Raw genomic sequence first — 24,057 nt, forward strand, 5'->3', positions numbered from 1 at the left:
TCGCCTCAGTTCAGATGCGCCGCCACCCAGGCGGCAAGGGAAAGCACGTGGTCGTCGGTATGGCGCAGGCCGACGAGCTGAACGCCGAGCGGCAGGCCGTTCGGGCCAGTGCCAGCCGGCAGGGTTACACAGGGCGTGCCGGCGAGCGTCCAGATTGAATTGAAGACCGGATCGCCGGTGGCGGCGATGCCCTTGGGCGCTTCGCCCGGCGCGCTCGGCGTCAGCAGCAGGTCGACCTTGTCGAACAGCGAATCGACATGGGCCTTGAAGGCGGTGGCCTTGCGCTGCGCCGCAACGTAGCGCTCGAAGGAGACGGCAAGGCCGCGCTTCATCGGCCCGTTCATCAGCTCGTCGCTCACCTTGTCGGGATTGCGCAGCCGCTCGTCGGCATAGTTGCGCACGCTCTCGAAGCCGGTGATCGCGGCATGGTCGTCGATGATATCGGTGTAGGGCGCCGCAAAGGCCACGTCGACCACCGACGCGCCCTTGTCGGAGAGCCGGGTCGCGGTCTCCTCCATCAGCGCCCGGGTCTCGGGCTCGGCCTTGTCCCACACGGGCGAACGGCAGAGGCCGATGCGCGGCCGGCCGATGTCACGATCGATCGCAACCGGTGGCAGCTTCAGCACGGCGGCGCGGAACAGCGCGATGTCGTCGAGCGTGCGCGCCATCAGGCCGAGCGTATCGACCGAATGACACTGCATCTTGATGCCGACGCGATTGAAGTCGCCGTAAGTCGGCTTGTAGCCGATGACGCCGCAATAAGCGGCAGGCCGGATCACCGAGCCGCCGGTCTGCGTGCCGAAGGCCAGCGGCACGTGGCCGTCGGCCACAGCCGCGGCCGAACCCGAGGACGAACCGCCCGGCGTATGCGCGGGATTGTGCGGGTTCGTCGTCGCGCCGGCATGGCGATTGGCGAACTCCGTCGTCACCGTCTTGCCCATGATGACCGCATTGGCGGTCCGGCAGAGCGCCACGCAGGCGGCGTCACCGAACGGAACCTTGCCCTCGAAGATCGGCGAGTTGTGGCCGGTCGGCATGTCGTAGGTGTCGATGATGTCCTTCACCCCGACCGGGATGCCGCGCAGCAGGCCGCCGCTTGCCTTGTCAGCCGCCTTGGCCTGCGCGATGGCCTGGTCGGGATCGAGATGGGCCCAGGCCTTCACGACATCGTCGCGCTCGGCAATGCGGTCGAGATAGCCTCGCACCAGCTTTTCGGAGGTGAGCGTGCCGGCCTCGATGGCGGCGACGGCTTCAAGGGCTGTAATCGCCTTCATGACAGCACGCTCCGCGCCCAGGCCGCGATGTCGAGCAGACCCGCATCCTCGTGTTGTCGCCCGACCAGTTGGATGCCGATCGGCAGGCCCGTCGGTCCTTTGGTCAGCGGCAGCGCCACGCAGGGCATCCAGAGGTAGGTCCAGAGCAGGTTGAAGGTGGCGGCGCCCGTGTATTCGAGGCCGAGCGGCGCCTCGCCCTTGGCCGGCGCCGTCAGGATCACGTCTATCTCGCTGAACATCGCATCGACGGCGGCGCGACCGGTCTCGCCGAGTTTTCGTGCCGCAACCCACGTCGCATAGTCGACCTTCGCGCCGCCCACGAGCTTCTCTTCCTTGAGACTCTCGCTCAACAGGCCATAGAAGCGTCGAGCCTCGTCAGCATGGGCGCGGGGTCCGTCGAAGGCGGACAGGTTCTTCTGCCCCTGGGTCATGTCGCGCACCGGCGCGGGCATCTCGATCTCGCTCACTTGCGCGCCGGCCTTGGCGAACGCCGCCGCTGCATCATTCACGGCCTTGGTGCCCTCCGGTGAGAGCTCGTCGCGATGATGGGTGAAGGCGACCGCGATGCGTGGTGGCCGGTCGAGCTTGGCAATCGGCCTATAAGGCATCGCCATCAGCGCCGCGCGGAACAGAGCGATGTCCTCGACGCTGCGCGCATAGGCGCCGATCGTGTCGAGCCATTCGGTGTTGGCCTTCATGCCGGCCGGCGGGAAGTGGCCGTAGCTCGGCTTGTAGCCGACGATCCCGCAGAAGGCAGCGGGACGAATCACCGATCCGCCGGTCTGCGTGCCGGTGCCGAGAACGGCCTGGAAATCCGCGACCGATGCCGCTGAGCCCGAGGACGAGCCGCCCGGCGTATGCGCGGGATTGTGCGGGTTCTTCGTCGGGCCGGGATGACGGCTGGCGAATTCCGTCGTCACCGTCTTGCCCAGCAGGATGGCGCCGGCATCGCGCGCCAAGGCCACGGTGGCGGCATCCGCGAGCGGCTGGTGCGTGCGATAGATCGGCGAGCCGTAGGTCGTCGGCTGGTCGTAGGAATCGATGATGTCCTTCACGCCCATCGGGATGCCGTGCAACAGACCCTTGCGTGGTCCACGATCGAGCAGCTTGGCGGTTTGAAGGGCAGCCTCGCGTGCGAGATGCGACCAGGCGAGCACGTCGGCGTCGCGTTCGTCGATCCGGTCGAGATGGGCGCGCACGATCTCCTCGGCGGTGGCCGCTCCGGAGTCCAGTCGTTGCGCGAGTTCGGTGGCAGTAAGCGTGTTCAGCGCGACCATGTTCGCCAGCAAAACAGCAAGAAGCATGCCGCGTCCAGTGCGGTCCGGGGTGGCTCGCTTCGTGCTTGATGCAATGGAACCCCGGAGGTCATTTATGCTTACCCGTCGCGCCGCCCTTCTCGCCGGCACCGCGCTTTCCCTGATCGGCACGAGCGCCGCAAAAGCTCAACAATCCGCGCCGCTGCGCATCGCCATGACGCTGGCTGACATTCCTGCGACCGACGGCGCACCCGACCAGGGCACCGAAGGCATCCGCTTCATGGGCTACACCATGTACGACACGCTGGTCGCCTGGGACCTGTCGTCCGCGACGGCGCCGGCGAAGCTGGTGCCCGGCCTCGCGACCAAGTGGTACCAGGACCCGGCCGATCCCTCGAAGTGGATCTTCGAGCTGCGCCAGGGCGTGAAGTTCCATGACGGCTCGGACTTCAACGCCGACGCGGTGATCTTCACCCTCGACCGTACCCTGAACGACAAGTCGCCGGCGTTCGATCGCGCCGGCCGCAGCATCCTGATCGCCGCCGTCTGGCCATTGATCGGCTATCGCAAGATCGACGACTACAAGGTCGAGATGCAGACCAAGGGCACCGACACGATCTTCCCCTCGCTGCTCAACCGCTTCCCGATCGCCAGCCCCGCCAACTTCGAGAAGGTCGGGCGCGACTGGCAGGCCTATCGCAAGTCGCCGTCGGGCACCGGTCCGTGGAAGATGAAGGCCTGGACGCCGCGCGAGCGCGCCGAACTCGAACGCAACAACGACTATTGGGACAAGGCACGCCTGCCCAAGAGCGAGCGCATGGTGCTGCTGCCGATCCCCGACGTCTCGACCCGCACCGCCGCACTCCTCTCGGGCCGGGTCGACTGGATCGAGGCGCCGGCGCCGGATTCGCTCGACAAGCTGCGCGCCGGAGGCTGCAAGATCGAGACGAATGCCATTCCGCATATGTGGCCCTATACGCTCAGCATGCTGCCGGGCGCGCCGACCGCCGACATCCGCGTGCGCAAGGCGCTGAACCTCGCGATCGACCGCGACGCCATGGTGAAGCTGCTGAACGGGCTCGCCGCCCCGGCCGTCGGCTGCGTGCCGACCGACCATCCGTGGTTCGGCAATCCGACCTTCAAGATCCGCTACGATCCGGCGGAGGCGAAGAAGCTGCTGGCCGAGGCGGGTTACGGCCCGCAGAAGAAGCTCAAGCTAAAAGTCGCGATCTCGACCTCCGGCTCTGGCCAGATGTATCCGCTGATCATGAACGAGTTCATCCAGCAGCAGTTCGCCGAAGTGGGCGTCGAGCTCGAGTTCCAGGTGATGGACTGGAACGCGCTGCTCAACTTCATGCGCCAAGGCGCCAAGGCCCCGGAAGCCGCTGCGTTCAGCGCGATCAACGTGAGCTGGAACACGATGGATCCGCACAATGCCTTCATGCGCTTCATCGACAGCCAGCAGATCCCGCCCAAGGGCTCGAACTGGGGCTACATCAACGATCCCGAGTTCGACAAGCTCGCCGCCGAGGCGCGCAGCACCTCCGATCCGGCGGAACTCGACAAGGTGCTGGCGAAAATCAACACGCGCATGGTCGACGAGGCGGTGTTCGTCTGGTTCGTCCACGACGTCTGGCCGAACGCGATCTCGTCCAAGGTGAAGGGCTACGTCCATCCCAAGAGCTGGTACGTCGACTTCTCACCGATCACGGCGGGTTAAGTCCGCTTGCGCTGCGACCAGCCGATGTAGAGACCGGCGCCGACGATGATGGCGGCGCCGATCCAGCCCAGGAAATCCGGGAAATCGCCGAAGAACAGGTAGCCCACGACCACAGAGCCGATGAGCTGCATGTACTGGAACGGCGCCACGATGTTGGCCGGTGCGTAGGTGAGCGCACGGGCCACGAAATAGTGGCCGGTGCCGCCCAGCACGCCGAGGCTGCAGAAATAGAAGATGTCGCGGGCGCTGTGAGGCGTCTTCCACACGAAGGGCAACACCAGGAACATGCCGAAGCCGCCGACGATCGAGCTGTAGATCGCCGAGGTCTCCGGCGTGTCGATGGCGGAGATGAGCCGCGTCAGCACCTGATAGACTGCGTAGCAACACGCGCTCAGTAAAGAGAGCAGCGCTGCCCACTGGAAGACCGCGCTGCCCGGCTGGATCAGGATCAGCACACCCACGAAGCCCACGCCGAGCGCCACGATGTGGGTGCGCGCTGCCCGCTCGCCCAGCACCGCCCAGGCGAGCGGCAGGACCAGCAGCGGCGCCATCATGGTGATCGCCGCCGCCTTGCCGAGCGGGATGTAGACGATGGCGAGGAAGCTCGCGGCGTTCGACGTGAAGAGCATCAGCGAGCGCATGAGCTGCGTGCCGAACCGCCGGGTGCGCAGCATGCCGAGCCCGAACTTCGGCACGAAGAAGATCAGCATGTAGACGATGTGCCCGAAGGCGCGCGCCCACGAGATCTGCAGCGTGCTGTAGTCGGCGCCTAAAAACTTCGCGAAGCCGCTCATGATCGGGAACAGCAGGCCCGCGCCGCACATGAAGAGGATGCCGGCCAGGATGCGCTGGCCGGTCGGTGCGGGCAGCGGCGCGCGCTCTGCCGTCAAGGCCCCGGCTTCGCGCGCTGCAGCGCCTCCCAGACGCGCGACGGCGTGGCCGGCATTTCGAGACGCTCGACGCCCGCAGGCCGCAGCGCGTCAAGAACCGCCGCCATGATCGTTTGCGGCGCGCCAATGCACCCCGCCTGCCCCGACCCTTTGACGCCCAGCGGATTGGCGGCCGTCGGCCGCTCGACCAGCTCGATATCGAAGAACGGCAGGTCGGTCGCGCGCGGCAGCGTGTAATCCATCAGCGAACCGCTGAGGAGCTGACCCGATTGCGGATCGTAGACCGTGTGCTCCAGCAAGGCCTGGCCGATGCCCTGCGCCAGACCGCCCTGAACCTGGCCCTCGGTCAGCATGGGGTTGATCAGGCGGCCGTAATCGTCGACCGCGACGTAGCTCAACAGGTCGGTGGCCCCGGTTTCGGGATCGATCTCGACCTCGGCGACATGGCAGCCGCTCGGGAAGGTGAAGATGTCGGTGACGTTCAAGACATGCTCGCTGAGTCCAGGCGACATGCCCTCGGGCAGGTTCGCCGTATCCTGTGCGCTGGCCGCGAGTGCGGCGAGATCGATGGCGCGATCGCTGCCGTGCACCGCGAAGCGCCCTCGGTCGTAGTCGAGTTCATGCTCGGCGGCCTGCAAGAGATGTGCCGCCAGTTTGCGCGCTTTTGCCAAAGCAGCATCCATCGCCTTGACCAGTGCCGCCCCGCCCATGTGCATCGAACGCGCGCCACCATGGCCGGCGCCGCTCCTCACCGCACGCGTATCGGCCTGGACGTAGCGGAACACCTCGATCGGGAGGCCGAGATGCCGGGCTGCGATCTGCGCGAAAGAAGTCTCGTGGCCCTGGCCGTTCGATTCGGTACCGACGGCGATGGTCACGCTGCCGTCCGGCTCGAAGCGCGTCTCCGCCCACTCGTTCGGCGCACCACGCGAGGTTTCGAGGAAGCAGGCAACGCCGAGGCCGCGCAGACGGCCCCGCGCGCGGGCAGTGGTGCGCCGCGACTCGAAGTCCGGTACGCGCGCCACGGCGGCATCGAGGTTGGCGACGAAGTCGCCCGAGTCGATCGCCATGCCCATCGCGGTTTTGTGCGGGAAGGACGCGATCAGGTTCTGCCGCCGCAAATCCGCCGGATCGCGTCCGAGCGCCCGCGCGGCCGCCTCGATGGCGCGCTCTATAATGTAATTGGCTTCGGGCTTGCCGGCGCCGCGATAGGCGTCGACCGGCGTCGTGTTGGTGAATGCACCACGCACGTCGACGGCAATCGCGGGAATGTCGTAGACGCCGCCCTGCGCCGTCGAAGCCGCGACCACCGAGGCGCCCGGCCCGTTACCCGACAGATAGGCGCCGAGATTGGCGACCATCGCCACGTCGAGCGCCAGGATGTGCCCGGTCTCGTCGAGTGCAATCCGCGCCGTGGCCTCGATGTCGCGTCCCTGTGCGCCCATCACGAAATCCTCGGCGCGATCGGCAAGCCAACGCACAGGCTGCTTCAAGCGCCGCGCCGCCCACAGCAAAAGTATCCATTCGGGATAGAGGAAGTTCTTCATCCCGAAGCCGCCGCCCACATCCGGCGCATGAAGCTGGATGCGCTCTGGCGCCACCTTGAAGATGAACTCGGCGAGTTGGCGACGGATGCCGTGCAGCCCCTGCCCCGTCAGTTCGAGGTCCATCGTATCGGTCGCCGCATCGTAGCGCGCGATGCCGGCACGCGGCTCCAGCGGCACGACGATGACCCGGTTGTTCATCACGTCGACATCGACGACGTGTGCAGCGCCCTTCATCGCTTCGGCAACGGCAGCATGGTCGCCGCGCTGCACGTGATAGACGAGGTTGCCCGGCGCCTCGTCCCACAGGGTGGGTGCGCCCTCGACCAGCGCCGCGCGACCGTCGACGACGGACGGCAGCGGCTCGTAATCGATCTCGATTCGCTCCGCCGCCTCGCGCGCGATCTCCGCGCTGTCGGCAACGACGAAGCAGACCGGATCGCCGACATGGCGCACGCGGCCCGCCGCCAAAGCCGGGCGCGGCGGCACGATCATCGGTTTCACGGCCGCGAGGCAAGGCATGAAGCCCAGGCCGTCCGCGGCGAGATCGTCCGCCGTCGCGACAAGATGCACGCCCGCCATCGAGGCCGCGGCCGACACGTCGAGGGAACGGATCAGCGCATGGGCGTGCGGCGACCGCAGGACATGGCCGTAAAGGGCGGCGGGTTCGACAATGTCTTCGACATAGCGGCCATGGCCGGTGAGGAAGCGTCCATCCTCGAGCCGGCGAACCGATCGCACATCCTGACTTCCATCCGCCACCTGGTCTTCTCCCCGCCAGTCTTTGTGCAACGAGCATACACCATTGACGGGCCGCAACGACGGGCGGAGGCTCCCGTCCCCTGACTCACATCCAGTCTTTCGGAGGAAGCGAATGATCGATCTGCATTACTGGCCGACACCCAACGGCAAGAAGGTCACGATCCTGCTCGAGGAATGCGGCCTGCCCTACAAGGTCGTGCCGGTGAACATCGGACAGGGCGACCAGTTCACGGACGCGTTCCTGGAGATGAATCCCAATCACCGCATGCCGGTGATGGTCGACAATGCCCCCGCCGACGGCGGCAAGCCGCTGGTCGTCTTCGAGTCCGGCGCGATCATGCTCTACATCGCCGAGAAGGCCGGGAAGTTCTATCCGCAGGACCTTCGCACCAAGCACGAAGTGAACGAGTGGCTGATCTGGCAGATGGCCAACCAGGGGCCGAAGAGCGGCGAGTGCGGACACTTCCGCCGCGTCGACCAGGCCAAGGAAGGCGACCAGAAATACGCCATCACGCGCTTCACCGACGAGGTGAACCGTCTCTACGGCGTACTGAACAACCGGCTCTACAAGCACAAGTACCTGGCGGGCGACCAGTACACGATCGCCGACATGATCTGCTATCCGTGGACGGTGAACTGGAAGTTCCAGGGCCAGGACATCGAGGAGTTCCCCTACTTCAAGCGCTGGTTCGAGGAGCTGGGCGCCCGTCCCGCCGTCCAAAAGGGCATGGCGGTCGGCGCCGACTTCTCGGTCGATCGAGAGAAGCTGCCGCCCGAGGAACAGGAACGCATCCGCAAGATGCTCTACAATCAGCGCGCCCGGCCGGTGCGCGCGGCATAACTACAGACGCCGTTCGCTGGAGAGAGGTGGCGCCACCTCCTCCAGCGACTTGCCTTCCGCCGCGACACCGAGTTTCAGGGTGACCAGCGCGGCCGCCAGCATCAGCACGGCGCCCAGCATGTAGCCCCACAGGATCTCACCCGAGCTGCCGCCGGCGATCAGTACACCGAACAGCCACGGACCGCCCACGCCGCCGAACAGGGTGCCGAAGGCATAGAACAGCGCGATGGTGAGGGCGCGGATCTCCAGCGGGAAGCATTCGCCAACGGTCAGATAGGCAGCACTCGCCGCCGCCGAAGCGAAGAAAAAGACGACGCTCCACATCGCCGTCTGCGTCGTGGCATCGAGATGGCCGGCATGGAACATCCAGCCCGTCACCGCCAGCAGCACACCCGAAATCGCATAGGTGGCGGTGATCATCTTCCGGCGGCCAAGACTGTCAAACAACGGTCCGAGCAAAAGCGGCCCCAGGAAATTGCCGACCGCGAAGGGCAGGATGTAGAGGCCGACCTTGTCGGCTGCCACGTTGTAGAACTTGGTCAGGATCAGCGCGTAGGTGAAGAAGATCGCGTTGTAGACGAAAGCCTGCGAGGCCATCAGCACGACGCCAAGCACCGTGCGGCTGCGGTAATGCTTCAGCAGCGTCTGCGCGACGGAGAGCATCGTGGTCTTGTGCGGGTCGCCGAGTTCCAGCGTCTTGGTCACCGGCTCGAGCTTCTGGCCCGTATCAGCCGCGACCCTCGCCTCGATCTCTTCGACGACACCCTCCGCCTCACGCGGCTTGCCATGGATCATCAGCCAGCGCGGGCTCTCGGGCAGGAAGCGCCGCAGGAAGAGGATCACGAGGCCCAGCACCGCGCCGCTGCCGAAGGCCAGGCGCCAGCCCATGTCGGGATCGAGGACGTTGGGATCGAGCAGCCACACCGACAGGATCGCACCGCCGGCCGCACCGATCCAGAAACTGCCATTGATGGCGAGGTCGATGCGGCCACGCAGGCGTGCGGGGATCAGTTCCTGGATCGCGGAGTTGATGGCGGAATATTCGCCGCCGATGCCCGCGCCGGTCAGGAAGCGGAACAGCAGGAAACTGTAGAAATCCCAGGAGAAGGCCGTCGCCGCCGTCGCGACGAGATAGAGGCCGAGGGTCACGTTGAAGAGCTTCTTGCGGCCCAGCCGATCTGTAAGATGGCCGAAGAACAGCGAACCCAGCACGGCGCCGGCGAGATAGGCGCTGCCGGTCAGGCCGACCTGTTCCGCCGTGAGCTGCAGGCGCGGACTGGTCTGAAGTGCGGCAGCTACCGAGCCTGCCAGCGTGACTTCCAGCCCGTCGAGGATCCAGGTGATGCCGAGCGCAACGACCACCAGCCGGTGGAAACGGCTCCACGGCAGACGGTCGAGACGGGCGGGAACATCGGTGCGCACGGGCGATGCAACGCACCGGCCGCCGGAAGGTTCACGGCCCGGAAACCGCGGTCAGGTCTGCGACAGGCTCAATCCCACCGCCAACGCCTGCGCCAGAGACATCGGCGCCACCAGGGTTCGCAGGGCGGGTTCGGCCATGTCGTGCAGTTCGAACACCACATCGGCGCCGCGCGCGATCGGGCTTAAAAGATTGTCGGTGATCGACACCGCGCGCACGCCGCGCGCTATAAGTTCGGCGAACAGGCGCACCGTGTCGGCATTGTATTGCTTGAAGCTGATGGCGAGGACGGCATCGGCGCGCGTCGCAGCGACCGCCTGCTCGCGCAGGCCGCCACCGATTGCGTCGAGCAACACGGTGCGGCGACCGAGCTTGCGCAGCACATAGGCGAGATGCGCGGCCACCGGATAGGAGCCGCCCAGCCCCAGCAGGTAGATCGTATCAGCCGAGCCCAAAAGCTCGATGGCGCGCTGCAGCTCGGACTCGCGGGCCGCCGTGTTCAGCGTCTCGAGCGAGGCAATGCCTTCGGTGACGAAGCGGGTCAGGACCGATCGCGCATCGTTGCGTCCGCTCCACGGCCCATCCTCCTTCAGCCGCTCGATGCGATCCTTGTAGGAGGGCGCGAGGCTCGCGACGAGGCGCAGGCGGAAGACCTGCTGCATCTCGGTGAAGCCGCTGTAGCCCAGTGCGCTGGCGAAGCGGACGATGGCCGAGGGCTGCGCGCCGGCGCGCTTGGCCACTTCGGCCACGGTGCCCAGCGCCATCTCCGTCGGGTTCTCCAGCGCGAACTCGGCGATATGCTGCAGGCGATCGGACAGGGTCGCGTGGCGCGCGGCGATATCGGACCGCAGCTTCTCGTAAGCGTCGGCTTCGTTCCGATTGCCCTTGCCGCCGCGCGACTTGCCTTTTGCCATCTAATGAATCGTCCATTCCACTTTACAGAGGTTCGTAGAATGTCCATTCTACGACTCAAGAGCAATGAAAATTGCCAACAAAGCCACTGGAGGAGATCCCATGACGAAGTCCCGCATCACGCGCCGTGGCGCGCTCAAGGCCAGCCTGATGACCGCCACGCTTGCCGGCACGGCGAGCTTCTTCGGTCCGTGGAAGCACAATCGCGTCTGGGCGCAGGGCTCCAAGAAGCCGATCAAGCTCGGCCTCACCTGCGATGCCAGCGGCCAGTACGGCAACAGCGGCCAGGACGATCTGCGCGGCATGCGGCTCGCCATCGACGAGTTCAACGCCAAGGGCGGCGTGCTCGGCCGCAAGATCGAGTGGATCACTGCCGACACCGAGACCAATCCCGCGACCGGCACCCGCGTCGCCGAGCGTTTCATCGCCCAGGAACAGTGCGGCTTCCTGATCGGCGCGCTGCATTCGGGTGTCGCCAACGCCATCACGCAGGTCGCCAACAAGTACGGCACGATCTACATGAACACCAATTCCTCGGCGCCCAGCGAGGCCGGCGAGAATTGCAGCCGCATCAAGTTCGTGTGGGACGGCAACGGCACCAACTTCTCCAAGGCCGCGGTCGCCAGCGCCGTCCAGAAGATCGGCAAGAAATGGCTGCTGCTCACCAACGACTATGTGTGGGGCCACACCACGGCGGCCGCGACCAAGGCCGAGGTCGAGAAGGCCGGTGGCCGCATCGTCGACAACCTGCTGGTGCCGCAGAACACGCGCGACTTCACCGCCTATCTGCTGAAGGTCCAGCAGATCAAGCCAGACGTGATCGCCATGGCGATCGGTGGCGACGACATCAAGGCGCTGCGCCAGCAGATCGCCGAACTGAAGCTCGAGGACAAGGCTGCCTGGATCAACAACCAGCAGGACTGGCCCGACATCTGGGGCGTGCCCGAGACGCTGTTCGGCGTGTTCGGCACCAACTGGTATCACAAGCTGCCGCTGCCGGGCGTGCCGGAGTTCGTGAAGCGCTGGCAGACGACCTATCCGCAGTCGCCGATCCCCGTGCCGGGCAACGTTTCCTACAACGGCTACATGGCGACGCGCGAGCTGCTGCGCGTCATCGAGCAGACCGGCTCGACCAACAACATCGCGCTCATCAAGGCACTCGAAGGCCGCAAGATGACCGCGGTCGACCGCATGCAGAACTACGATGCCTACATCGATCCGGTGACGCATCAGATCCAGCAGACGATCTATCTGGCGCGGCGCAATCCCAAGCCGGTCGACAATACCGACCTGTTCGAGATCCTGAGCGACGCTACGCCCGAGCAGGCGCTCGACACGGCTTCGCTCACGACCTGCAAGCTGAAGCCCTACGCCGACGTCCCGACCTACGAGCAATAAGCCAAGCAAGCGTAGAGCGCGTCGCGTGTCCATCGTCGGGCTCCTGCCCCATCTCGTGAACGGCCTGGCACTCGGCCTGCTGTTCGCCCTTCTGGCCCTGGGATTCATGCTGATCCTGGGGTTGATGGAGCAGATCAACCTGGCGCACGGCTCGCTGTTCGCGCTGGGCGCCTACTTCGCCTATGCGATCGCCACGCCGCGCCTGCCCTTGCCGCCGGACATGCTGGCGGCCTGGGCTGCCGTGCCATTGGGCTGGCGGTTCACGGCGGCGATGTTCCTCGCGCCCGTGCTGGTCGCGCCGTTCGGGGTCGTGCTCGAACGCATGATGCGGCGCACCTACGGCCGTGATCCGCTCTACGGGCTGCTGCTCACCTTCGGCATGGCCATGGTGCTGGAAGAGTTGATCCGCACGGTCTGGGGCACGCGCGACTACATGCTGCCGGTGCCGCGCGGCATCTCGGGCGGCTTCCTGATGATGGACCTGATCTGGTCGACCTACCGCTTCTGGGCGGCGGGCTTCGCGATCGTCGCCATGGCGGTGGTGTGGGTCGTGATCGAGCGCACCCGCTTCGGTGCGCTGGTGAAGGCCGGCGCCCATGACAGCGAGATGGTCCGCGCGCTGGGCCATGATCTCGAGAAACTGCGCGTCTGGGTGTTCGTGCTGGGCACCATGATGGCGGCCGTGGCCGGCGTGATCCTGGCGCCGGTCTGGGGCATCCGCCCGCACATGGGCGTCGATGCGGTCGTGCCCTCCTTCCTGATCATCGTGCTGGGCGGCGTCGGCAGCTTCTGGGGCGCCGTGCTGGGCGGGATTCTCGTCGGCATGGTCGTGGGGCTCAGCGGCGCCTACGCCTCGGAATGGTCGATGATGTCGATGTACCTGCTGCTGATTGCCGTGGTGACGTTCCGCGCCCGCGGCCTGTTCGGCAAGAAGAGCGTGCTGGAAGCGTGATGCAGAAAGGTCGTTCCGTTCCGACGCTGACACCGTCGATGATCGCCATCTGGCTGGCCTTCGCCACGGTCCCGCTCTGGATCGAGAAGGTCGGCCTCTACCAGTATCTCGGCGTCGAGATCCTGATCTTCGCGACCTACGCCATGGCTTACAATCTGGTGCTGGGCCATAGCGGCCTGCCGTCGTTCGGCCATGGCGCCTTCTTCGGCCTAGGCGCCTACGCGTTCGGCCTGGCGCAGCAGAACATCGCGCCTGATCTCTGGCTCTGCCTCGGCGTTGCTGTCGGAGCGGCAGCCCTGGGCGGTGCGCTGGTCGCGGCCTTCATCTCGCATCGGCGTGGCATCTACTACTCGCTCCTCACCATCGCCTTCGGCCAGGTCTTCTGGTTCATCGCCATCAAGTCGCACGCCATCACCGGCGGCGAGGATGGGCTTCTCAAGATCGAGCGCCTGCCGGTGCGGCTGGGCATCGCCACGCTGGAGCTGCGCGACAACATCGCCCTCTTCTATTTCGTGCTCGCCGTCTTCGTCGTCGTCACCCTGCTGCTATGGCGGCTGATCCATTCGCCCTTCGGCCGCATCCTGAAGGCGATCAAGCAGAACGAGACCCGCGCGCGCTTCGTGGGCTATGACGTGTGGCGCTACAAGGCGGCGGTGCTGGTTCTCTCGGCCGGTCTCTCCGGGCTCGCGGGCGGGCTGTTCGCCATGGCGCAGAGCTCGGCCTTCCCCGACGTGATGAGCCTTCATTACTCTGGTTACGTCGTGATGATGGCGCTGATCGGCGGCGGCCTCGTCACCTTCTGGGGCCCCGTGCTGGGCGCCATCGTCTTCCTGCTGGCGCGCGACGTGATCGGTGCCTTCACGACCGGCTGGATGCTGTGGTTCGGCCTGCTGTTCGTGGTGCTGGTCATGTACAAGCCGGAAGGTCTCGGCGGCCTCTTCCTGCGGCCCGCGCCCGCGAAGGCGAAGTAGCCATGGCGCTGTTCGAAGCCCGCGACCTTCACCTGCGCTTCGGCGACCGGGTTGTGCTGGAAGACATCTCGCTGTCGTTCGAGGCGGGCAAGCTGTCGGGCATCATGGGCCCGAACGGCGCGGGCAAGACGACCTGCTTCAACGTGCTGACCGGACGCTACAAGCCCGATCGCGGCCGTGTGCTGTTCGACGGCGCCGACATCACCGGCCGGTCGCCGCAGGCCATCGCGCGGCTGGGCATCGCGCGCTCGTTCCAGCTCATGAACCTGTTCGACGAATTCACGGTGTTCGAGAACGTGGCGATCGCGCTGCCGCAGACCCGCCACCGCGGCCGCGATCTCTTAGGGCAAGCCTATGCCGATCCCGCACTGGTCGCCGAAGCGCACGAGATCCTCGACACAGTCGGTCTCGCGGCGCGGGCCGACGACAGCGCCAAGGCCCTGCCCTATGGCGAACGCCGGGCGCTGGAAATTGCCGTGGCACTCGCCTCGCGGCCGAAGCTGCTGTTCCTCGACGAGCCGACCGCGGGTCTCGGCAGCGATGGCCGCGACCGGCTGGCCGAGCTGGTGCGCCGGTTGAAGGGCCAGGTCACCATCGTGGTGATCGAGCACGACATGGAATTCCTGTTCGGCTTGGCCGACGACATTTCGGTGATCCACTGGGGTCAGGTGATCGCGCACGGCAGCCCCGCCGAGCTGCGCGCCAATCCCTGGGTGAAGAACTCCAACCTCGGAAAGCTCGCCTGATGCTCGAGGTCCGCGCCATCGACACCTTCTACGGCGAGACGCAGGCGCTGTTCGACGTCTCCTTCGACGTCGGCACGGCCGAGGTGCTGGCGCTGCTGGGTGCCAACGGTGCGGGCAAGACCACGGCGCTGCGCTCCATTCTCGGCCTCACCCGGCCACGTGAGGGCGACATCCTGCTCGATGGCCAGTCGCTCAGGGCTCGCGAGACGCACGAGATCGCCCGCGCCGGCATCGGCTGGGTGCCCGACGACCGGCGCATCTGCCCGACGCTCAGCGTCGCCAAGAACCTGTCGCTTGGGATCAAGCGCACACGTTATCGCGCCTGGTCGGTGTCCGAGATCACCGAGATTTTCTCGCCGCTGAAATACCTGATGGCGCGCGAGGCCGAGACCCTGTCGGGCGGCGAGATGCAGATGGTGGCGATCGGCCGCGCGCTGCTGGGCTCGCCGGGCCTCGTCCTGTTCGACGAGCCGAGCCAGGGGCTGGCGCCGAAGATCGTCGACGACGTGCTGTCGGTGATCCGCAGGCTGAAGCGCGAGGGCATCGCCTCCATCGTGGTCGAGCAGAATGCCGAGATCGCGCTCTCCGTCGCCGACCGCGTGGTCGTGCTGAGCCACGGGACCGTGGCCTGGAAAGGCGCGGCCGAGGAACTCAAGGCCGACGCCGCGCTGAAACGCAGGCTGCTGGGAGGCGCGCAATGACCGGCGCTCCGCTGCTGGCCATCGAAGGCGTCAGCAAGATCTACCGCCGCGGCCTGTTCGACCGCACGCCGGCCTTTCGCCTCGACGTCGACTGCCGCTTCGAGCGACCGGAGATCGTCGGTGTGATGGGGCCCAACGGGGCAGGCAAAACGACCCTGTTCGAGATGATCGCCGGCTCCAACGTGCCGAGCGAGGGCCGCGTGCTGGTGGCCGGCCGCGACATGCACCGCGTGCGCTATCGCGAGCGCGACCGGCTGGCCATCCACTATCACCAGTCCTACCAAGTGCGTCGCTTCTCGCGCACCCGCCCCAACTTCATGCTGGAGCCGGCCGGCAGCGACTATCCGGTCGTGCATCTGTTCGACGAGCCGCAGTTCAACACGCAGGACGGCTATATCGGCTTCATGCTCGACTTCTTCCGCAAGCTGCGGAGCGAGGGGCGGCTGGTCTTCATCTGCCTGCACCCGACGGCGCCGATGCACCTCGAGTTGCTGAAGGAGATCTGCGAGCGCTTCTTCTTCGTGGGCGGCGGCACGGTCCGGCCCTTCGCCGACTTCGAGAGCATCGTCTCGGCGCCCGACGTCAGGGCCTATCTCGGCGAACTCGCCCCCTAGCTTTCGGCGCAGGGCTGGTCTGCCGGGCTGGCGCTGGCGACCAGCGGAACTGCCGCTTAAAGTGGCAACATGACCGACAACACGATGGCAGCCGGCGCCGCGCCCGTTTCTGCCCCCGCGGCCCCGGCGATTGCCGCCTCCGCCGACAGCACGACCTTCGCCGTCATTCTCTCCTTGAGCTTCTGCCACCTGCTCAACGACATGATGCAGTCGCTGGTGCCCGCGCTGTATCCGATCCTCAAGGATTCATACGCACTGTCATTCGGTCAGATCGGCTTCATCACCCTGGCCTTCCAGTGCACGGCGTCGATGCTGCAGCCGGTGGTCGGCATGTACACCGACAAGAAGCCCCAGCCTTATTCCCTGATGGTCGGCATGGGCTTCACCCTGGTCGGCCTCCTGCTGATGTCGCAGGCAAATTCATACCCACTGATTCTGTTCGCTGCCGCACTGATCGGCATGGGCTCCTCGGTGTTCCATCCGGAAGCCTCGCGGGTCGCGCGCATGGCGGCGGGCGGCCGCTACGGTCTCGCGCAGTCGCTGTTCCAGGTCGGCGGCAACATGGGCTCCGCCGCGGGTCCGCTGCTCGCCGCCTTCATCGTCGTGCCGGCCGGCCAGCAGAGCATCGTCTGGTTCTCGGCCGCCGCCCTGCTCGCGATGATCGTGCTGTTCCAGGTCGGCCACTGGTACAAGGCGCGCCGCGCCACTCAGAAGCCTGCCGCCCGCAAGGCGGCCGCAGCCACCGGTCATGTGATCCTGTCGAAGCGCCGTGTCGGCATCTCCGTGGCGATCCTGGTCGCGCTGCTCTTCTCCAAGAATGTCTACAGCGCCAGCCTCGGCTCCTACTTCACCTTCTACCTGATCCAGAAGTTCGGCATGGAGGTGCAGACCGCGCAGCTCTACCTGTTCGCCTTCCTGGTCGGCATCGTGGTGGGCACGATCCTGGGTGGCCTGGTCGGCGACAAGGTCGGCCGCATTCCAGTGATGTGGTTCTCGATCCTGGGCGCCCTGCCCTTCGCACTGCTGCTGCCCTACGCCAACCTGTTCTGGACGGGCGTTCTGGCGGTCACCGTGGCGATCATCATGGCCTCGGCCTTCTCCGCGATCCTGGTCTACGCGCAGGAGCTCCTGCCCGGACGGGTCGGCCTGGTGGCCGGCATGTTCTTCGGCGTGTCGTTCGGCCTGGGCGGCCTCGGCGCCGCGGCACTCGGCGAGATCGCCGACCATGCCGGCATCGAAGCCGTCTACAAGGTGACGCCGTTCCTGCTGGTGCTCGGCCTGCTCACGGCCTTCCTGCCCAAGCACCCGAGCGCGCCGAAGTTGCCGGCCTGATCGAGCCCGATCAGGCGAAGCCGGCCGTGACGATGCGGCCGGCTTCGGCGATCACCGCACTGCGCGCCTCGTCGGAAATCGTCGACCCCGTGTAACAGGCCGCGATGAAAACCGGTGCGCGGCCGGCCGGCCAGGCGACGGCAATGTCGTTGGCGCTGCCGTTGCCGCCGGTCCCCGTCTTGTCACCGACACGCCATGCGGCCGGCACACCGGCCCTCAGCCGCTTGTCGCCGGTCTTGTTGGCGACCAACCAGCCGATCAGGCGTTCGCGTGAGCCGGCGGACAGGACGTCGCCCGTGGTCAGCTTCTGCATCGTGCCCAGCATGGCGAGCGGCGAAGTCGTGTCGCGCGGATCGCCCGGCGTGCCTTCATTGAGATCGGTCTCGATCCGGTCGAGGCGCGTCACTGGATCGCCCAACTCACGCACGAAGCCGGTCAGTCCCGCAGGAAGCTCGCGAGCATCAGGTTGCCCGCCGTGTTGTCGCTGAGGGTCATCGCCGCCGCACAAATCGCCTCGACGGTCATGCCTGCCGGTCCAACGTGCTCCTTCGTAACCGGTGAGTAAGGCACGAGATCGCCTGCCGCGAAGACGATGCGGCGATCGAGCTTCTCCTCGCCGCGATCGACACGGGCCAGCACGAGGGCTGCGGCCAGGAACTTGAAGGTGCTACACATCGGGAAGCGCTCCTCACCGCGATAGGCGACGCGACGGCCGCTCGCGGTGTCGAGCAAGGCCACGCCGAGACGGCCGCCATTGCGGCGCTCGAGTTCGCGAAGCGACGACACGGCATCGTCTGCGAAGGCCGGCAGGGACAGCAGCGGCGCGAAAAGCAGCGCGCGGCGGGCGATCGAAACGGACACGGTTTTCTCCTCCTGGGATCGGCCGTGTGCCTAAGGGTCGAATATGGCAGCACCCCGACCTGTCGCCGGCCCGACCATGCGTTAAAGTGGTGACTGGATCCGTCAGGGAAACGCTCACTGCGCAACGCCGCCGCAAGCCCAGGAGACTGATATGGTTCTCGGAATGTCCATCGCGACCTTCACGGTCGTGCACGTCGTCATCAGCCTGATCGCCATTGCCGCCGGCGCAGTCGCCTGTGCGCGCATGCTCGAGGGACGCCGGCTCGATACATGGAACTCGGTGTTCCTGCTGTTCACCGTGCTGACGACGCTCACCGGCTTCCTCTTTCCGATCACCGTGTTCACGCCGGCGCTCGGCGTCGGGATCGTATCGTCGGTCGCTCTCGCGATTGCGCTGCTGGCGCTCTATGTCGGCCGTGTCACCGGCGCGTGGCGGTGGATCTATGTCGCGACCGCCCTGTTCGCCTTCTATCTCAACGTCTTCGTCCTGGTCGTGCAGTCCTTCCAGAAGATCGGCTTCCTGAACAGGTTCGTCCCCACCGGGGCCGAGCCGACGTTCGCCGTGACGCAGGGTATCGTGCTGCTGGGCTTCGTCCTGCTGGGCTACCTGGTCCTGAAGCGCTTTCGTCCGGCTTGAAGAAAAGAAAACAGAGGAAACGACATGAAGGATTTCGCGGGCAGGATTGCCGTCATCACCGGCGGCGGCACGGGCATGGGCCGGGAACTGGCGCGGCAGCTTGCGGCCGAGGGCTGCAGCATCGCACTGGGTGACGTGTCGGCTGGCGCGATGGCCGAGACGAAGCGACTTTGCGAGGCGGCGGGCCTCAGCCAGGGCCAGCGCATCACCACGCATATCGCCGACGTCGCGGACGAGCCGCAGGTCGTGCGCTTCCGCGATGCCGTTGCCGAACAGCACGAGACCGACCGCATCCATCTCCTGTTCAACAATGCGGGGATCGGCGGCGGCGGCAGCTTCCTGGTCAACGAGCGCGACGAATGGGAGCGCACGTTCAACATCTGCTGGGGCGGCGTCTATCTCTGCACGCGCGCCTTCATGCCGATGCTGCGCCGCGCCGATGCCGGCCACATCGTCAACACGTCGAGCGTCAACGGCTTCTGGGCCTTCATCGCGCCCAACATCCCGCAGACCGCCTACGCCGCCGCCAAATTCGCGGTGAAGGGCTTCACCGAGGCGCTGATCACCGACCTGCGCATCAACGCCCCGCACATCAAATGCTCGGTAGTCATGCCCGGCCATATCGGTACGTCGATCGTCGCCAACTCGCGCAAGCTGCAGAGCGGCAACCAGACCGATGAGATCACGGCGCACGAGGTCGGGCTGGCGCGAGCCCGCATCGCGTCGATGGGGATCGACGCCGCAAAACTGTCCGACGACGACGTCCGCAAGATCATGGCCGAACGGGCGCGCCGCTTCCTCGAGGAGGCGCCGACGACGGCGGCCGAAGCCGCGACGATCATCCTCGACGGTGTGCGCAACGAGCGCTGGCGCATCCTGGTCGGACACGATGCCGAACGGATCGATAGTCTCGTGCGGGAGACGCCCGAGCGGGCCTATGAGACGGAGTTCTTCGAAGCCTTCGCGAAGGAAACTGGCTGGGTGGTCGGCGGACGCTAAGCCGACCGCCGGTCGCTACTTCCGGGCGTTCTCGCCGCGCGGTGGCACGCGGCCCGAGCTGAGGGGCGCGGCCTGCTCTTCGACCTCGCGCGTATCCGGCGTGACCAGATTGCGGTCGATCGACGACGGGCGCTGGTTGGCGATATCGCGCCGGTCGTACAGGAACAGGCGACGGGCATTGGCAGGCGGCACGCGTGTCGCCTCGGCAAGATTCCGCGGTCCCTGAAGCACGACGTCGTACCTGTCCGGATCGGTCACCGACAGGCTGACATAGCAGGCGGCACGGGTTCGTCCGCCCTGGCTGATGGCGACCTCGAAGGTCGGTCCGACGATCTCGGGAAGGGCAACGCCTGCCGCGCGCAGATCGTCGTAGAGCTTGTCGACCTCTTCCTTCGTACGCATCACCGACCAGGTGGCGAGCTGGTCCGCGAGCTTGCCCTTCGCCTTGGCCGCGTTCAGGCCATCCTGCACGCGCTCCAGCATGTACTGGCGCACCTGCGGCGGGGCGATGGGCCCGACGACAACGGACGACAGCGGCACCGGCGTGGCCAGCGAGTTGTTGCAGATGTTGGCGGCCTGGTGGGCCATCGGCAGCGCCGGCCGCTCGAGCCCGATCGGGCACAGCTTCAACTCGAGAAACTCGCCGATCGTCTCGATGTACTGGAACTCCTCGACCGGACGCGCCATCAACCGGGCGACGAAAGTCGGCGGCAGGCCCATCTCCGCGGCATACCGGATCAGCATAGCCGCGCCACCGCGCGCATCGGCAAAGCCCTGCAGGCGACTGGCCACTGGATCGTCGTGGGTCAGCTCACGCAGGTCGGTGCGATCGAGGAAGAAATTGTGGAACGCGACCTTGCCACCGACCTCGATATTGCAATCGTGCGGATAGGAAGCCTCGGCGCGGACCGCGGTGCCCCCCAGAAGGGCCAAGGCGCAGGCCGACAGGCAGAGGTCCTGCTTGCGAACGACCGCGACGACCTTGAAGCTCTTGAGCAGTTCACCGATCTTGACGCCTTCCGACAGGCTGCCGCCGAGGCTGCTCAGCTCGATCGTGGCCAGCGGCAGGCCCGTCTTCGACGAGGCCGTGGCCTGGAGCCTGGTCAGGATGTCGCGCAACTTTTCCGAGTCACCCGCCTCGATCATACCCGTAAGGCGCAATCTCGGGCTTTCGGCGGTATCGGCTCGCGAGAAAAGGGTTGGGGGTGTCAGGGGAGCGACGGGGACGATGGTCGCGGCGCGAAGCTCGGCAGCACCCACAATCGAGACGATCGAAGTGACCGCCAAAACCACAAGCGCCGATAAGATCCGCATACTCGCCCCGCCTACCGCGATGCCGACTTATAGTCGAGCATCACATGCACTGTTCGCGCCACTGTGAACGCGTGCCACGTCTACAGAGGGAAGATCATAAATTTTATGGCAATCACTCGAATTCAAATAAAGAATCGAAACAAAGCCACTTTTTAATCTCTACTCCTGCAACGTGCGAACAATTCTAAAGTTCCACCAAAAAGCCACATTTACGAAAAAGGCCCCGAACACCGCGATGGACGGCGATCGAGGCCTTCACCGATAGCATCCCGCCCGTTCAACCGGCGAGCGCACAATCGTTTCGTTCGTTTCCCGTCGGCCTGCGTCGAGGCCGACGCGGGACTACGCCTTCAGGTTGACGGCAGCTTCCTTGCCGCGCTCGACCTGAACTTCGTAGCTGATCTTCTGACCTTCATTCAGGCCGTTGAGCCCGGCACGCTCGACCGCGCTGATATGGACGAAAACATCCTTGCCGCCCGTATCGGGCTGGATGAATCCGAATCCTTTGGTGGCGTTGAACCACTTAACGGTACCTGAAGCCATTTGGTTAGTGTCCTTCATTTCCGGCGCGAGAACCGTGCCGTCCCTATGATAGCAATATTTCACCACCTCTGGCCATCGCCTGTCCACGGTCAACAATTGGTGATTGAAGGGAACCTTCGAGGTGGCATCCCTAGCGCTGTGTCGCGATCAGACCCACACGATGCGGGGATACGGCGTTCCTTGCCCCGACCAAGCCAACACATTCCACCCCGGCGCAATGATGCAGGGAAATGTGTGAATCTCGTTCACTGGATCGGCGCGCAGCACATAAGGATAGGACCCGTCCGGATTCTGCGCCTTCACGAGCTTGCCCAGAAGATCGGTCGCGCGTGAAGAGTCCTGATCGCGCCAGGCAATCACGACGCCGAAGCTGCCCTCATACCAGGGCGAGGGAATCGTGTCCGGCGGATAGCCGTCGAGGGTGATGAACGTCGTATAGCCCTGCAGTCCGGTCAGCGCGTCGGTCACGACATAATGTTCGTCGGCGCGCGCCAGCGAAGCGGCGGCCTTCGCTTTGAGTCCCCATTTGTCGAGCAGTGCCGCGCCCCAACTGTGAGTGTCGAGCGCGCGCATGCCGTCGGGCTTGTTGACGCCGTTGCTGACGATGCCGCCCTGCCAGAAAAGGCCCGTCGCGTCGTCCCAGCCCAGGCCGTTCTGCAGGAGTGCCGCCTTGAGCGAATCAGCGCGAGCCGCGTAGTTGACGGACTTGCTGCCGTAGAGGCGATTCGCAAGGTCGAGCGCCCACCAGAGATCGATATTGTGCTCGGTACTCCACCACGGGACGATGTAGTCCGGCTCGAGTACGCCCTCGACGATACGGCCGCGGCCGCCGTCGATCAGTCCCTTGGCGTTGGTGTAGTCGAGAGCATAGTCGAGACCGGCCAGCGCCGCGGCCAGGGTCCGCTCAGGGAACCAGTCGCGGAACTGCGGTTGATCGGCGATCAGCAAGGCATAACAGACCCAGGCCTGCGCGCCGTTGCGGATGACGCCCGCCTCGTGCGCGGAGAGCGTCGCCTGCTGATTGGCGAAAGGGAAGCTGCCGTCGGGATTCTGCACGGTCAGCAGCGCATTGACCAATTGGCGCGCCGCCGCCCGCTCGCCGAGTTGCAGCAGGGCGATCAGCGCGACCGCCTGGTCATAGAGGAAGCAGGTGTCGTTGAAAGCGTCGTAGTAAACGTCCTTGATCGGTCGCTGACCCGAATCTTCGGCCGGCACGATGAACGAGCGTATGAGACCCGAGGGCATCGTGTATTCGCCACAGATGCGCTTGGTGTTGAGATCCACCAGCGAGACGCGGCCCACGCCTCTCGGCACGAGCGTCACCGACCATGTGCCGTCGCGTCGCGCCGGAACGGTACTGTCGGGCGACGCAGCGAAGCCCGTGGTGAGGGAGCGGTATTCGATCCGCAGGTCGGGGAAACAGGCCGCCCCGACGGCAGCATTCTCCTCCGCCCAGACCTGACCCAGGACGCGTACCGCGCAGCCGTTCAGCAATTCGACCAGCCGCAACTTGATCTTGCCGCCGAAGGGAAAGTCGCGACTGATCGTGAAGGCACCCGGAACCGCATCGGCCAGCGCCCAGGCATATTCGCCGTCGGCCTCGTTAGTGACGAGGATCTTGTACGTCCGGCCTTGCGTCGTGGCGAAAGCCTCGAGCGTTCCGCGCACGACGAAGGGGCCTACGGCATCGAGCGACACGTTACTGAATTGTGGCGGCGCATCCGTGTAGGACACCGTCCAGTATCGGCGAACGTCGCCGGGCCGGTCGGCTTGCCGCCACGCCGCGCCCACCGTGATCCGGTCGGCATCGCGGGCGGCCGCCGCGGCATTGGCATAGGTCACGAGCTGGAACGACCAGCTCCCCGGGAGCACGTTCGCGATCTCGGCCTTCCAGCTGCGGTTGCCCGCGACCCTCGTGACGAACTGCGTGACGCCATCGACGCTGCCGACCACGAAATAGGAGCCCCAGTTGGCGCCACCATCGCCGAACAGACTTGCCGGATTCTCGGCCGCCGCGGCGCCGGCCACCGCGTCCTTGTTGCGACGCCCGACCCAGCCATCCATGGAGGCGAACGGCGCATCGACCAGACCGTTGAAGGTCGCCGACCGCCCTGCGATGAGCGGAAAATACAGCGGCGCGGTGATCATCACCGGCGTGTAGACCGGCCCCTCCTTGGGCGGCGGCGCCGGCATCGTGAAAGCGCCGGTCCAGGTCCCGGCCGAGAAGCGATCGATGGCTGGATCGTTCGGCGCCAGCACCGACGATTTCCACGGCGTGCGGGTTTTCTGCTGCGCCAGCAGGAAGGAGAGCGAGCGGCGGACACTCTCACCCACCTGCTCGTCGCCCGGCCCTTTCTGCGGATCGCTCAT

Annotated in this window: 20 protein-coding genes and 1 pseudogene; 11 read left to right on the forward strand and 10 right to left on the reverse strand. The window is 65.9% G+C overall.

The annotated features are described in order from the left end of the window. Positions 1 to 5: 5 nt before the first annotated feature. Both AC1RP5_RS18105 and AC1RP5_RS18110 read right to left on the reverse strand, forming a co-directional pair. Entirely contained in the window at positions 6 to 1,274 is a 1,269-nt protein-coding gene (locus tag AC1RP5_RS18105; protein ID WP_493112786.1) for an amidase, read from the reverse strand. Further along, positions 1,271 to 2,578, reverse strand: a complete 1,308-nt coding sequence (locus AC1RP5_RS18110; protein WP_493112788.1) for an amidase — start codon at positions 2,576 to 2,578, stop codon at positions 1,271 to 1,273. Before AC1RP5_RS18110 ends, AC1RP5_RS18105 begins: the two co-directional genes overlap by 4 nt. A gap of 67 nt (positions 2,579 to 2,645) precedes the next feature. On the opposite strand from AC1RP5_RS18110, the gene AC1RP5_RS18115 reads away from it, so the two are divergent. Next, a complete protein-coding gene (locus AC1RP5_RS18115) occupies positions 2,646 to 4,250 on the forward strand; it encodes an ABC transporter substrate-binding protein (protein ID WP_493112790.1) in 1,605 nt (534 codons plus the stop codon). Here the strand turns inward: AC1RP5_RS18115 and AC1RP5_RS18120 are convergent. Both AC1RP5_RS18120 and AC1RP5_RS18125 read right to left on the reverse strand, forming a co-directional pair. After that, positions 4,247 to 5,140, reverse strand: coding sequence for a DMT family transporter (locus AC1RP5_RS18120; protein ID WP_493112792.1), 894 nt, complete (start codon positions 5,138 to 5,140; stop codon positions 4,247 to 4,249). The genes AC1RP5_RS18115 and AC1RP5_RS18120 overlap by 4 nt on opposite strands. Next, positions 5,137 to 7,446, reverse strand: coding sequence for a xanthine dehydrogenase family protein molybdopterin-binding subunit (locus AC1RP5_RS18125; protein ID WP_493112794.1), 2,310 nt, complete (start codon positions 7,444 to 7,446; stop codon positions 5,137 to 5,139). Before AC1RP5_RS18125 ends, AC1RP5_RS18120 begins: the two co-directional genes overlap by 4 nt. 112 nt (positions 7,447 to 7,558) lie before the next feature. On the opposite strand from AC1RP5_RS18125, the gene AC1RP5_RS18130 reads away from it, so the two are divergent. After that, the gene (locus AC1RP5_RS18130) at positions 7,559 to 8,287 is read left to right on the forward strand and encodes a glutathione S-transferase N-terminal domain-containing protein (protein ID WP_493112795.1); all 729 of its coding nucleotides are present in this window, start codon (positions 7,559 to 7,561) and stop codon (positions 8,285 to 8,287) included. Here the strand turns inward: AC1RP5_RS18130 and AC1RP5_RS18135 are convergent, their stop codons facing one another. Further along, positions 8,288 to 9,709 carry an MFS transporter gene (locus AC1RP5_RS18135; protein WP_493112796.1) on the reverse strand — a complete coding sequence of 474 codons (1,422 nt, stop codon included), beginning with the start codon at positions 9,707 to 9,709 and terminating at the stop codon, positions 8,288 to 8,290. 51 nt (positions 9,710 to 9,760) lie between these two features. Then, the gene (locus AC1RP5_RS18140) at positions 9,761 to 10,621 is read right to left on the reverse strand and encodes a MurR/RpiR family transcriptional regulator (RefSeq protein WP_493112798.1); all 861 of its coding nucleotides are present in this window, start codon (positions 10,619 to 10,621) and stop codon (positions 9,761 to 9,763) included. 100 nt (positions 10,622 to 10,721) lie between these two features. Here AC1RP5_RS18140 and AC1RP5_RS18145 point away from each other — a divergent pair, with 100 nt between their 5' ends. From AC1RP5_RS18145 to AC1RP5_RS18175, 7 genes are all read left to right on the forward strand, one after another. Then, entirely contained in the window at positions 10,722 to 12,017 is a 1,296-nt protein-coding gene (locus tag AC1RP5_RS18145; protein ID WP_493112801.1) for an ABC transporter substrate-binding protein, read from the forward strand. A 25-nt stretch (positions 12,018 to 12,042) separates the two neighbouring features. After that, positions 12,043 to 12,969, forward strand: coding sequence for a branched-chain amino acid ABC transporter permease (locus AC1RP5_RS18150; RefSeq protein WP_493112803.1), 927 nt, complete (start codon positions 12,043 to 12,045; stop codon positions 12,967 to 12,969). Then, on the forward strand, positions 12,969 to 13,940 hold the full coding sequence (locus tag AC1RP5_RS18155) for a branched-chain amino acid ABC transporter permease (protein ID WP_493112805.1): 972 nt from the start codon (positions 12,969 to 12,971) through the stop codon (positions 13,938 to 13,940). Before AC1RP5_RS18150 ends, AC1RP5_RS18155 begins: the two co-directional genes overlap by 1 nt. Positions 13,941 to 13,942: 2 nt before the next feature. After that, positions 13,943 to 14,686 carry an ABC transporter ATP-binding protein gene (locus tag AC1RP5_RS18160; protein WP_493112807.1) on the forward strand — a complete coding sequence of 248 codons (744 nt, stop codon included), beginning with the start codon at positions 13,943 to 13,945 and terminating at the stop codon, positions 14,684 to 14,686. Then, positions 14,686 to 15,387: an ABC transporter ATP-binding protein gene (locus AC1RP5_RS18165; protein WP_493112809.1), complete on the forward strand. Its 702-nt coding sequence runs from the start codon at positions 14,686 to 14,688 to the stop codon at positions 15,385 to 15,387. The genes AC1RP5_RS18160 and AC1RP5_RS18165 overlap by 1 nt, the downstream gene beginning before the upstream one ends. Beyond that, positions 15,384 to 16,001, forward strand: coding sequence for an ATP-binding cassette domain-containing protein (locus AC1RP5_RS18170; protein WP_493112811.1), 618 nt, complete (start codon positions 15,384 to 15,386; stop codon positions 15,999 to 16,001). Before AC1RP5_RS18165 ends, AC1RP5_RS18170 begins: the two co-directional genes overlap by 4 nt. Positions 16,002 to 16,070: 69 nt before the next feature. Continuing rightward, a complete protein-coding gene (locus tag AC1RP5_RS18175) occupies positions 16,071 to 17,333 on the forward strand; it encodes an MFS transporter (protein ID WP_493112812.1) in 1,263 nt (420 codons plus the stop codon). A 10-nt stretch (positions 17,334 to 17,343) separates the two neighbouring features. Here the strand turns inward: AC1RP5_RS18175 and bla are convergent. Continuing rightward, a pseudogene (gene bla, locus AC1RP5_RS18180) lies at positions 17,344 to 18,194 on the reverse strand (class A beta-lactamase). A gap of 151 nt (positions 18,195 to 18,345) precedes the next feature. On the opposite strand from bla, the gene AC1RP5_RS18185 reads away from it, so the two are divergent. After that, positions 18,346 to 18,831: a hypothetical protein gene (locus tag AC1RP5_RS18185; protein WP_493112814.1), complete on the forward strand. Its 486-nt coding sequence runs from the start codon at positions 18,346 to 18,348 to the stop codon at positions 18,829 to 18,831. 24 nt (positions 18,832 to 18,855) lie between these two features. Continuing rightward, the gene (locus AC1RP5_RS18190; RefSeq protein ID WP_493112815.1) at positions 18,856 to 19,830 is read left to right on the forward strand and encodes an SDR family oxidoreductase; all 975 of its coding nucleotides are present in this window, start codon (positions 18,856 to 18,858) and stop codon (positions 19,828 to 19,830) included. Between the two features lie 15 nt (positions 19,831 to 19,845). On the opposite strand, the gene AC1RP5_RS18195 is transcribed toward AC1RP5_RS18190, so the two are convergent. The 3 genes from AC1RP5_RS18195 to AC1RP5_RS18205 form a co-directional block, all read right to left on the reverse strand. Beyond that, positions 19,846 to 20,991, reverse strand: coding sequence for a hypothetical protein (locus AC1RP5_RS18195; RefSeq protein ID WP_493112817.1), 1,146 nt, complete (start codon positions 20,989 to 20,991; stop codon positions 19,846 to 19,848). 495 nt (positions 20,992 to 21,486) lie between these two features. Then, a complete protein-coding gene (locus tag AC1RP5_RS18200; protein ID WP_296332022.1) occupies positions 21,487 to 21,687 on the reverse strand; it encodes a cold-shock protein in 201 nt (66 codons plus the stop codon). 147 nt (positions 21,688 to 21,834) lie between these two features. After that, entirely contained in the window at positions 21,835 to 24,057 is a 2,223-nt protein-coding gene (locus AC1RP5_RS18205; RefSeq protein WP_493112819.1) for a hypothetical protein, read from the reverse strand.

The sequence above is a fragment of the Reyranella sp. GW821-FHT12G01 genome (assembly GCF_058806575.1).